The sequence below is a fragment of the uncultured Methylibium sp. genome (assembly GCF_902826655.1).
GTDB lineage: Bacteria > Pseudomonadota > Gammaproteobacteria > Burkholderiales > Burkholderiaceae_C > Methylibium.
Map to the genome: position 1 here is coordinate 1 of NZ_CADEFR010000093.1, position 8,770 is coordinate 8,770.

At 63.8% G+C, this 8,770-nt stretch carries 18 protein-coding genes; 2 read left to right on the forward strand and 16 right to left on the reverse strand.

The window, feature by feature from the left end; translation table 11 throughout:
- Positions 1–132: 132 nt before the first annotated feature.
- From rplO to rplN, 10 genes are read right to left on the reverse strand one after another with little or no spacing between them, the layout of a single operon-like run.
- Positions 133–564, reverse strand: coding sequence for a 50S ribosomal protein L15 (gene rplO, locus QZV97_RS19580; RefSeq protein ID WP_295646805.1), 432 nt, complete (start codon positions 562–564; stop codon positions 133–135).
- A 37-nt stretch (positions 565–601) separates the two neighbouring features.
- Complete coding sequence (rpmD, locus tag QZV97_RS19585; RefSeq protein ID WP_295646759.1) at positions 602–784, reverse strand: 50S ribosomal protein L30; 183 nt, start codon at positions 782–784, stop codon at positions 602–604.
- Between the two features lie 19 nt (positions 785–803).
- Positions 804–1,322, reverse strand: coding sequence for a 30S ribosomal protein S5 (gene rpsE, locus QZV97_RS19590; protein ID WP_295646761.1), 519 nt, complete (start codon positions 1,320–1,322; stop codon positions 804–806).
- 48 nt (positions 1,323–1,370) lie between these two features.
- Positions 1,371–1,739, reverse strand: a complete 369-nt coding sequence (gene rplR / locus QZV97_RS19595) for a 50S ribosomal protein L18 (protein WP_295646764.1) — start codon at positions 1,737–1,739, stop codon at positions 1,371–1,373.
- Between the two features lie 11 nt (positions 1,740–1,750).
- Positions 1,751–2,284, reverse strand: a complete 534-nt coding sequence (gene rplF, locus QZV97_RS19600; RefSeq protein WP_295646766.1) for a 50S ribosomal protein L6 — start codon at positions 2,282–2,284, stop codon at positions 1,751–1,753.
- Between the two features lie 17 nt (positions 2,285–2,301).
- Positions 2,302–2,697 (reverse strand): 30S ribosomal protein S8, encoded by a 396-nt coding sequence (gene rpsH / locus QZV97_RS19605; RefSeq protein ID WP_295646768.1) that lies wholly within the window; start codon positions 2,695–2,697, stop codon positions 2,302–2,304.
- A gap of 30 nt (positions 2,698–2,727) precedes the next feature.
- Positions 2,728–3,033 (reverse strand): 30S ribosomal protein S14, encoded by a 306-nt coding sequence (gene rpsN, locus QZV97_RS19610; protein WP_295646771.1) that lies wholly within the window; start codon positions 3,031–3,033, stop codon positions 2,728–2,730.
- Positions 3,034–3,041: 8 nt separating this feature from the next.
- A complete protein-coding gene (gene rplE, locus QZV97_RS19615) occupies positions 3,042–3,617 on the reverse strand; it encodes a 50S ribosomal protein L5 (RefSeq protein WP_295646773.1) in 576 nt (191 codons plus the stop codon).
- A gap of 5 nt (positions 3,618–3,622) precedes the next feature.
- A complete protein-coding gene (gene rplX / locus QZV97_RS19620; protein ID WP_295646776.1) occupies positions 3,623–3,940 on the reverse strand; it encodes a 50S ribosomal protein L24 in 318 nt (105 codons plus the stop codon).
- A 20-nt stretch (positions 3,941–3,960) separates the two neighbouring features.
- A complete protein-coding gene (gene rplN, locus QZV97_RS19625) occupies positions 3,961–4,329 on the reverse strand; it encodes a 50S ribosomal protein L14 (protein ID WP_088286487.1) in 369 nt (122 codons plus the stop codon).
- A 258-nt stretch (positions 4,330–4,587) separates the two neighbouring features.
- Between rplN and QZV97_RS19630 the strand changes: the two genes are divergently transcribed.
- Entirely contained in the window at positions 4,588–4,935 is a 348-nt protein-coding gene (locus tag QZV97_RS19630; protein ID WP_295646781.1) for a hypothetical protein, read from the forward strand.
- Positions 4,936–5,083: 148 nt separating this feature from the next.
- Here the strand turns inward: QZV97_RS19630 and QZV97_RS19635 are convergent, their stop codons facing one another.
- Positions 5,084–5,908 (reverse strand): IS1 family transposase, encoded by an 825-nt coding sequence (locus QZV97_RS19635; RefSeq protein WP_295646784.1) that lies wholly within the window; start codon positions 5,906–5,908, stop codon positions 5,084–5,086.
- Positions 5,909–6,053: 145 nt separating this feature from the next.
- Here QZV97_RS19635 and QZV97_RS19640 point away from each other — a divergent pair, with 145 nt between their 5' ends.
- Positions 6,054–6,860: a hypothetical protein gene (locus QZV97_RS19640; protein ID WP_295646787.1), complete on the forward strand. Its 807-nt coding sequence runs from the start codon at positions 6,054–6,056 to the stop codon at positions 6,858–6,860.
- 285 nt (positions 6,861–7,145) lie between these two features.
- On the opposite strand, the gene QZV97_RS19645 is transcribed toward QZV97_RS19640, so the two are convergent.
- From QZV97_RS19645 to rplP, 5 genes are all read right to left on the reverse strand, one after another.
- Positions 7,146–7,382, reverse strand: coding sequence for a hypothetical protein (locus QZV97_RS19645; RefSeq protein WP_295646790.1), 237 nt, complete (start codon positions 7,380–7,382; stop codon positions 7,146–7,148).
- 79 nt (positions 7,383–7,461) lie between these two features.
- Positions 7,462–7,971 carry a peroxiredoxin gene (locus QZV97_RS19650; RefSeq protein ID WP_295646793.1) on the reverse strand — a complete coding sequence of 170 codons (510 nt, stop codon included), beginning with the start codon at positions 7,969–7,971 and terminating at the stop codon, positions 7,462–7,464.
- 112 nt (positions 7,972–8,083) lie between these two features.
- Complete coding sequence (gene rpsQ / locus QZV97_RS19655) at positions 8,084–8,359, reverse strand: 30S ribosomal protein S17 (RefSeq protein WP_295646796.1); 276 nt, start codon at positions 8,357–8,359, stop codon at positions 8,084–8,086.
- On the reverse strand, positions 8,356–8,556 hold the full coding sequence (gene rpmC / locus QZV97_RS19660) for a 50S ribosomal protein L29 (protein WP_295646799.1): 201 nt from the start codon (positions 8,554–8,556) through the stop codon (positions 8,356–8,358). The genes rpsQ and rpmC overlap by 4 nt, the downstream gene beginning before the upstream one ends.
- Before the next feature lie 19 nt (positions 8,557–8,575).
- Positions 8,576–8,770 (reverse strand): 50S ribosomal protein L16 (gene rplP, locus QZV97_RS19665; RefSeq protein ID WP_295646802.1); only part of this gene is annotated, 195 nt, incomplete at its 5' end.

Below are 8,770 nucleotides of genomic sequence, written 5' to 3' on the forward strand. Positions count from 1 at the left end.
GCGATAGACGACGAGCGCCAGCAACAAGAAGACGAGTCGGCGACGCAGGTCGCCGAACTTGCCGCTCTTGGCCAGTTGATTCGCGTTGGTTGCCACGCAGGGATTCCGTGAAGGCGCGAGCGTCGGTCTGCGTCAGGCGACCGAGCCGCCAGCCGCCTCGATCGCCGCCTTGGCGCCGGCCGTCGCGCCGATGCCCTTGAGTGTCACCTTGCGGCTCAGCTCGCCGGACTTGATGACCTTGACGACCTTGGCGAGTTCACCCACCAGGCCCACTTGCTTGAGCGTCAGCATGTCGATCTCGTCCACCGCCAGCCCTTGCAGGTCGGACAACGAGATCTCGGCGTTGTACTTGAGCGTCAGCGACTTGAAGCCGCGCTTGGGCAGCCGGCGCTGCAGCGGCATCTGGCCGCCCTCGAAGCCGACCTTGTGGTAGCCGCCGGAGCGCGACTTCTGGCCCTTGTGGCCGCGGCCGGCCGTCTTGCCCAGGCCCGAGCCGATGCCGCGACCGACGCGGCGACGCGCCTTCTTGGCGCCTGCGGCCGGCTTGATCGTGTTGAGTTCCATCGTCATGTTCTCCAGGTTCGATGCGAGGCGTGGCGCCTCAGAGCACCTGCACCAGATAGCTGATCTTGTTGATCATGCCGCGCACGGCCGGCGTGTCCTCGAGCACCGACTCGCTGTTGAGCCGGCGCAGGCCGAGGCCGCGCACGGTCGCGCGATGCGAGGTCTTCGTGCCGATCGGGCTGCGCACGAGCTTGACCTTGAGCGTCTTCTTATCCGTCATGATGATCTCCGGCAGCGGCTCAGTTCAGGATCTCTTCGACCGACTTGCCGCGCTTGTTGGCCACCTCGGACGGCGTGGTCGAGCGACGCAGCGCGTCGAAGGTCGCGCGCACCATGTTGTACGGGTTCGACGAGCCGAGGCTCTTGGCGACGATATCGGTGACGCCCATGACCTCGAAGACCGCGCGCATCGGACCGCCGGCGATGATGCCGGTCCCGGCCACTGCCGGTGCCAGCAGCACCTTGGCTGCGCCGTGCTCGCCGGTCACGTTGTGATGGACCGTGCCGTTCTTGAGGCTGACCTTGATCATGTCCCGGCGGGCGGCGTCCATCGCCTTCGTCACGGCCACCGGCACTTCCTTGGCCTTGCCCTTGCCCATGCCGACCCGGCCATCGCCATCGCCGACCACCGTCAGCGCCGCGAAGCTCATGGTGCGACCGCCCTTGACCACCTTGGTCACGCGGTTCACCTGGATCATCTTTTCTTTCAGACCGTCGTCGCGACCTTCGTCGGCGATGCGGGGTTGGAACTTGGCCATGTCAGATTCCTTCGATGTGCAGCAGCGTTGCCGAGCCGTTCAGCGGGCTCAGAACTGCAGGCCGGCTTCGCGGGCGGCCTCGGCCAGCGCCTTGACGCGGCCGTGATACGCAAACCCCGCGCGGTCGAAAGCGACCTTCTCGATGCCGGCGGCCCTGGCCTTCTCGGCGATCCGCTTGCCGACGATCGCGGCGGCGGCCGCATTGCCACCCTTGCCACCGGCGGCGCCGAGTTGCGTGCGCACGTCCTTCTCGGCCGTCGAGGCGCTCACGAGCACCTTCTCGCCGTCGTCGGAAATGACGCTGGCGTAGATGTGCAGGTTCGAGCGGAACACCGTCAGGCGCGCCACGCTCTGCAGCGCGATGCGGGTCCGGGTCTGCCTGGAGCGGCGCAGGCGCTGATCTCGCTTGTTCAACATCGTGCGGCTCCTTACTTCTTCTTGGTCTCTTTGAGAGAGACCTTCTCGTCGGCATAACGGATGCCCTTGCCCTTGTAGGGCTCGGGCGGACGGATCGCGCGGACCTCGGCAGCGATCTGGCCGACCGCCTGGCGATCCGCACCCTTGATGAGGATCTCGGTCTGCGTCGGGCACTCGACCTTGATGCCGGCCGGCATGTCCTTCACGACCGGGTGCGAATAGCCGACCTGGAGGTTCAGCTTCGTGCCCTGCGCCTGGGCACGGAAGCCCACGCCGACCAGCGTCAGCTTGCGCTCGAAGCCCTTGCTGACGCCATTGACCATGTTGGCCACCAGCGCGCGCATCGTGCCGCTCATGGCGTTCGCCGCGACCGACTCATCGACCGGCGCGAAACTCACCTGGCCGTCATCATTCTTGACCGCAACCAGCCCGCTCACCGGTCGCACCAGCGTGCCCAGCGAGCCCTTGACGCTGATCTGCTCGGCCGTGACGGCCACTTCGACCCCCTTGGGCACGGCGATCGGCATTTTTCCAACGCGAGACATCGTTCAGCTCCTTCGCGTCAGGCGACGTAGCAAAGAACCTCGCCGCCGATACCGGCAGCGCGGGCCTTGCGGTCCGTCATGACGCCCTTGGGCGTCGTCACGATCGCCACGCCCAGGCCGTTCATGACCTGCGGGATCTCGTGGCGGCCCTTGTAGATGCGCAGGCCCGGACGGCTGACGCGCTCGATCCGCTCGATGACGGGGCGACCGGCGTAGTACTTCAGACCGATCTCGAGTTCCGGCTTGCCGGCTTCGCCCTTGACGGCGTAGGCGTCGATGTAGCCCTCGTCCTTCAGGACCTGGGCGATCGCGACCTTCAGCTTCGACGAGGGCATCACGACGACCGACTTCTCCACCATCTGCGCGTTGCGGATGCGGGTCAGCATGTCGGCGATGGGATCACTCATGCTCATGGGTTTTCTCCTGTACGTTCGCGTGCCGGCTTACCAGCTGGCCTTGACGACACCGGGGATGTCGCCCTTGAACGCCAGTTCACGAATCTTGTTGCGCGCCAGGCCGAAGGTCCGGAACGTGCCACGCGGACGGCCCGTCAGGCCGCAGCGGTTGCGAAGACGGCTCGGGTAGGCATTGCGCGGCAGCTTCTGCAGCGCGAGGCGCGCCACGTAACGCTCCTCGTCGGACTTGCCCGCGTCGTCGATGATCGCCTTCAGCTCCGCGTACTTCTTCGCGAACTTGGCGACCAGCTCCTCGCGCTTCATCTCACGCTGCTTGATGGACTTCTTGGCCACGGGTCACCTCAGTTCTTGAACGGGAACTTGAATGCAGCGAGAAGCGCCTTGCATTCGTCGTCGGTCTTGGCGGTCGTGGTGAAGCTGATGTTCATCCCGCGCAGCGCGTCGATCTTGTCGTACTCGATCTCGGGGAAGATGATCTGCTCCTTGACCCCGATGTTGTAGTTGCCGCGGCCATCGAAGGCCCGGCCGGAGATCCCGCGAAAGTCGCGCACGCGCGGCAGCGCGATCGTGACGAAGCGATCGAGGAACTCGTACATGCGCACACCGCGCAGCGTGACCATGCAGCCGATGGGCACGCCGTCACGGATCTTGAAGCCCGCGATCGCCTTCTTGGACTTGGTGACCACCGGCTTCTGACCGGCGATCTTGGTCAGGTCGCCGACGGCGTTGTCCATGACCTTCTTGTCCGACACCGCCTCGCTCACGCCCATGTTGAGCGTGATCTTGGTCAGGCGCGGGACCTGCATCACCGACTTGTAGCCGAACTTCTTGACGAGTTCCGGCGTGATCGCCTCGCGATAGATCTTCTGCAGGCGGGCACCTGCGACCGCGGCTTGTGGGGCTTGCTGTTTGGCCATGATCTTTACGCCTTGATCTCTGCGCCGCTGGACTTGTAGACGCGCACCTTCTTGCCGTCTTCCAGGAGCTTGATGCCGACGCGGTCGGCCTTGCCGCTCGTCGGGTTGTAGATCGCCACGTTGGACTGGTGGATCGGCATGGTCTTGTCGACGATGCCGCCAGTCGTGCCCTTCAGCGGGTTCGGCTTGACGTGCTTCTTGACGACGTTGATGCCCTCGACCAGCAGGTGGTCGACATCAACGCGCGACGACACGGCGCCGCGCTTGCCTTTGTCGCGGCCGGTCAGCACGATGACCTGGTCGCCCTTGCGAATCTTCTTCATGATGGGTTCCTCGCCGACGATCAGAGGACTTCAGGCGCCAGCGACACGATCTTCATGAAGCGCTCGGTGCGCAACTCGCGCGTCACCGGGCCGAAGATGCGGGTGCCGATCGGCTCGAGCTTGGCGTTCAGCAGGACGGCCGCGTTGCCATCGAACTTGACCAGCGAGCCGTCCTGGCGGCGAACGCCCTTGGCGGTGCGAACGACGACGGCACTGTAGACCTCGCCCTTCTTCACGCGACCACGCGGCGCGGCCTCCTTGATGGAGACCTTGATGATGTCGCCGATGCCGGCGTAGCGACGCTTGGAGCCGCCGAGCACCTTGATGCACATGACGCTTTTTGCGCCCGTGTTGTCCGCGACATCGAGCCGCGATTGCATTTGAATCATTGTCTGTCCCCAACTTGTCCCGCAGCCCGCATCGGCGAGCCTCGGTCAGTCTTGGGCCCGTCATCGACCCCCGCATCGCGGGCGCCTTTGCTTGGGGCGAAACCGGAGCCTTCCGGAGCGTTCGGCCCGCCAGCGCTGGGACTGGCGGCACCGCGATCTCGAGCAGGCCTTCGGCGAAGCTGCGGATTATCTACGGCCCAGGTTCGCTTGTCAACGAACCCGGGCGATCGGTAGTGCCTCAGTCTGATGTGTAACGCTATGATCGCCCAACAAGAAGCAAAGCACGGGGCGGGCATGGCGTTTTACGACCGACGAAAGCGAAGAACCTTTTCCGAATCAGTCGTTGGCCTCATCGCTCACTTGTGCGGCACAGCGATCATTTTCGTAACCTTCTTCACTATCGGTTGGGCGGTGTCATATCTGTTGCACTGGCTGCACAGCATCCACCCCTTCCCAGACGAGATCTTTCGAATCATCACCAAGATCGAAGTGGTTGTGATTTATGCTGATGGACTACTCTGTGGTGTCGTGCTGATGGCCGGCGCTTTGAGGTTCTGCAAGGAACTGATGGAGGACAGACGATGGGACGAGAACCGAGACTTGTAGCTGCCGCCGCGGATGGCTTCTATGGAAGCTTTAGGCTCGCGTGCGCGATCGTCATGGCCGTGCTGTCTGCCGTAACTGCTTTCGTCACTCATCAGCCTGACTCCAACAAGAAGCAGAGTCCGACTCACGATTCACAGCTTCTTGAGAGCTAGGCCGCCAAGTTGGCAATCTCTTCGAGCGACCAAACGTGATCGCTGATGCCTGCGGCCATCGCCGGCGTCACACGCAGCGTCTTGTGGATGCGAGCGAAGTTGTAGTGCAGGAAGTGCAGCGAGACAGCGTGCTCTAGGTTCTCGACCTTCTTCGAGAAGCCGTTCGTCAGCCGCGTGAAGCGGCGCATGCCCATCCGCATCGTCAGGTTCTGCCGCTCCACGTAGCTGGTGGAAGCCTGCGTGAGATCAGGCGAGCCAGAGACGACGCGCTTCTCGGCACGGACGAAGTCAGACGGGCTGTAGCGGCGCCGATCTTCCTTCGGGCCCTCACCGTAGATCTTCACCAGCATCGCGTAGTCGATCTCGCGGAAGGCCTCGGGCACCGCGTCAAGGTAGGCCTTGTTGCCATCGGTCGTCAGTTGGATCCGACTGACGAGACGGTGCGACAGGTCGTTCATGAACGCGTGCGCGTACTCGGCAGTCCGCTTGCCGACCATATACGACGCGATCAGCTTGGTGTCAGCGCAGATGGCGGTCCACGTCCAAACGTCGCCGAAGCCAAGAACGCCCTTCTCGGCCGGCGCGACGTTCTTCTCCTTGGAGTAGCAGAAGGCCCAAATCTCATCGCACTGCACGCGCTTGCAGGGCAAGTTCCCCAGCGCCTGCGCTTGGTACAGGTTGGCAGCCAGGCCAACGTCCTCCAGCAGCTTGCTGACGGTGTTGATGCTGACGCCGGTGATCCGGGTGACGGCCCGCATCGACATGCCTTCGACCAGCAGACCGATGATCTGGGCGCGCTTCTCGATGGGGAGTCGGTTCACGTTCAAGTCCTCGCTTGAATTGAACTATAAACCAAAGTAAAGAAACCCGCAATAGTTGAGGCAGAAATAGCCTCCGAAAAGTTGCGGGCGGAGTAAGTTGTCGGCTAGACTTGCGGTGCTAGCCCACGATGGGCAGGAGGTGCCCATGGAAAGCGTCACGGACTTGAAACAGGAGGGGGATGGATCGAACGAGCGTGAGCGCTCGACGATCGCGTTTCCCTACGCAGACCTGGACTCAATCGTCGAAGTGGTGAAGGGCGTGCACAGCGCTGGCGGCACGGCCTGCGATTACGACCAGCTCGCGGCTGAGTTGAAGATGGAGGCGAAGGGCGGTGGCTTTCGGTTGCGCATAGGAGCGGCACAGACCTTCGGCGTGATCAGCTACGAGCGCGGCGGGCGTATCAGTCTGACCGACCTAGGCCGTCAGTTGACCGACCCGCAGCTAGAGCGATCAGCTCGCGTCGCTGCCTTCCTCGCTGTCCCGCTTTATCAGCGGGTGTTCGAGCAGTTCAAGGGCGGCCCCCTGCCGCCACAGGCAGGCCTAGAGCGAGCCATCGAGTCCATGGGAGTCGGGGCCAAGGTCAAAGAGAAGGCTCGTCAAGTGCTCATGCGCAGCGCGAAGCAAGCGGGATTCTTCGACGCCGCGGCCGACCGATTGGTAAAGCCCTCTGTGCGGCAAGAAGCGCCTCCGGCGTCGCCGCCGCCACCTGATCCGCAGAAGCAGAAGCAGAACGGCAATGGGGGCGGTGGCGGCGGCGGTGGGCACGAGCATCCGCTGATCCAGGGACTCCTTCTGACGCTTCCAGCCCCAGGAACCCAATGGGAGGGTGCAGACCGAGCGAATTGGCTCACGATGGCCAACAGCATCTTCACCATGATCTACAAGGGCGCGCCCGCAACGATCGCGATCAGCGGCAGCGACGCGAAGGGGGGTGCGAAGCCCGACGAGTAGGGCTCAAAGTAAAACGCCCCGGCCGGCTAGGGCTGAGGCGTTTTTGGCGTTGGTCAGGGCTCGCGCCACCCACCACCAGTTCGACTAGAACACCCCAGATTTTAAGCGTTCTGGAGAGGTGATGGGACGAAATTTGCCCTCGATCCTTGAGGACAAATCATGCACTTCTGCATGCATCCCAAGGGCGTCCATGTGCGAGCTTACGTCCGCTTCCGGTTCGGCCGGTGGGAGAACGTCTGCGAACACTGCCGCTCGTATCCGGATCAGATGGAACTCTTCCACTGATCACTTCTTGACCAACCCGGCCCCGGCCTTACCAGCCGGGGCCTTCTTTCGTGCTGCCACGCCCTTCATGGCGAGCGCTGTGCGCTGCTCGTCCGTCATCGACGCCATACGCTTCTTACCGCCGATCTGCCCACCCTTGCGGGAAGCCTCGCGCTTAGCGGTCATGAACTTTGGTGCGTCACCGACCGCCTGGTCCACGATGCTCTTGGCAAGCTGGTTGAGATCCTTCTTGGGCATGCTTCGAGGCTAGCAGGCTCTCCGCTCTGGTCAAGGGCGGTTGCAATCAAACTGAGACACTACCGGGCGATCCAGCGATTCATGCCGACTGGGCCTGGGCCAGCAGCGTCTCGGCGTTGCTGACCTCGAACTTGCCCGGCGCCTCGACATTGAGCGTCTTGACCTTACCGTCCACCACCAGCATCGAATAGCGCTGCGACCGCAACCCCATGCCCCGCGCCGTCAGGTCCAGCGTCAGGCCCGTCGCCTGGGCGAAGGCAGCACTGCCGTCGGCCATCATGCGCACCTTGCCGGCCGTCTTCTGGTCACGGCCCCAGGCGCCCATCACGAAGGCATCGTTGACCGCCACACACCAGATCTCGTCGACCCCGGCCGCCTTGAAGGCGTCGGCATTCTTCACGAAGCCCGGCACATGCTGCGCCGAGCAGGTCGGGGTAAAGGCCCCCGGCAGCGCAAAGAGGGCGATGGTCTTGCCCGCGGTCAGCTTGTCGACCTCGAAGGCGTTGGGGCCGAGCGAGCACCCTTCGCCCTCGACCTCGATGAACTCCTGCAGCGTGCCCGCGGGCAGCTTGTCGCCAACCTTGATCATGGTGTCTCTCCAGAAAATGGGGCCGCGAAAACGGGAACGACCGGGCGCCAGCTTGCCAGCGCTCCGGTCGTCGGTGTCGAGGGCCGCACAAGCCCCTCGACGCAGGTGGGCTTCAGACCGCTCGGGCCTTCTCGACCAGCCGGGTCACGACCCAGGCCTTGGTCTTCGAGATCGGCCGGCCTTCAGCGATCTCGACGACGTCGCCGAGCTTGTACTCGTTGTTCTCGTCGTGCGCGTGGTACTTGCGCGAGCGGCCGACGATCTTGCCGTACAGCTCGTGCTTGGTGCGACGCTCGACCAGCACCGTGATCGTCTTGGCGCGTTGGTCGCTGACGACGCGCCCGACCAGCGTGCGCGTGTTCTTGGCGGTGTTATCGGTGGACGTCATTGCGCGGCCCCCTTCTTCTTCTCGGTCAGCACGGTCTTGGCGCGCGCGATGTCGCGGCGCGTCCGACGCAGAGTGGAGGTGTTGGTCAGCTGCTGCGTGCCCTTCTGCATGCGCAGCCCGAAGTGCGCCTTCAGCAGGTCCTTGACCTCCTGCTCCAGCGCAGCCACGTCCTTGGTGCGAAGTTCGGATGCTTTCATATCAGTTTCTCCGTCCGACTCAGGCGCCGACCTGGCGCGCCACGAACGTGCAGCGCAGCGGCAGCTTGGCCGCAGCCAGCGTGAAGGCCTCACGAGCCAGGGCCTCGGGCACGCCGTTGATCTCGTAGAGCACCTTGCCGGGCTGGATCTCGGCCACGTAGTACTCCGGGTTGCCCTTGCCGTTGCCCATGCGGACTTCGGCCGGCTTCTGCGA

What these genes read in the sequence shown, in the direction of transcription:
- rplO (WP_295646805.1), bottom strand. Translation starts at nt 564, where the DNA reads ATGGAACTCAACACGATCAAGCCGGCCGCAGGCGCCAAGAAGGCGCGT.
- rpmD (WP_295646759.1), bottom strand. Translation starts at nt 784, where the DNA reads ATGACGGATAAGAAGACGCTCAAGGTCAAGCTCGTGCGCAGCCCGATC.
- rpsE (WP_295646761.1), bottom strand. Translation starts at nt 1,322, where the DNA reads ATGGCCAAGTTCCAACCCCGCATCGCCGACGAAGGTCGCGACGACGGT.
- rplR (WP_295646764.1), bottom strand. Translation starts at nt 1,739, where the DNA reads ATGTTGAACAAGCGAGATCAGCGCCTGCGCCGCTCCAGGCAGACCCGG.
- rplF (WP_295646766.1), bottom strand. Translation starts at nt 2,284, where the DNA reads ATGTCTCGCGTTGGAAAAATGCCGATCGCCGTGCCCAAGGGGGTCGAA.
- rpsH (WP_295646768.1), bottom strand. Translation starts at nt 2,697, where the DNA reads ATGAGCATGAGTGATCCCATCGCCGACATGCTGACCCGCATCCGCAAC.
- rplE (WP_295646773.1), bottom strand. Translation starts at nt 3,617, where the DNA reads ATGGCCAAACAGCAAGCCCCACAAGCCGCGGTCGCAGGTGCCCGCCTG.
- rplX (WP_295646776.1), bottom strand. Translation starts at nt 3,940, where the DNA reads ATGAAGAAGATTCGCAAGGGCGACCAGGTCATCGTGCTGACCGGCCGC.
- rplN (WP_088286487.1), bottom strand. Translation starts at nt 4,329, where the DNA reads ATGATTCAAATGCAATCGCGGCTCGATGTCGCGGACAACACGGGCGCA.
- QZV97_RS19630 (WP_295646781.1), top strand. Translation starts at nt 4,588, where the DNA reads ATGATCGCCCAACAAGAAGCAAAGCACGGGGCGGGCATGGCGTTTTAC.
- QZV97_RS19640 (WP_295646787.1), top strand. Translation starts at nt 6,054, where the DNA reads ATGGAAAGCGTCACGGACTTGAAACAGGAGGGGGATGGATCGAACGAG.
- QZV97_RS19645 (WP_295646790.1), bottom strand. Translation starts at nt 7,382, where the DNA reads ATGCCCAAGAAGGATCTCAACCAGCTTGCCAAGAGCATCGTGGACCAG.
- QZV97_RS19650 (WP_295646793.1), bottom strand. Translation starts at nt 7,971, where the DNA reads ATGATCAAGGTTGGCGACAAGCTGCCCGCGGGCACGCTGCAGGAGTTC.
- rpsQ (WP_295646796.1), bottom strand. Translation starts at nt 8,359, where the DNA reads ATGACGTCCACCGATAACACCGCCAAGAACACGCGCACGCTGGTCGGG.
- rpmC (WP_295646799.1), bottom strand. Translation starts at nt 8,556, where the DNA reads ATGAAAGCATCCGAACTTCGCACCAAGGACGTGGCTGCGCTGGAGCAG.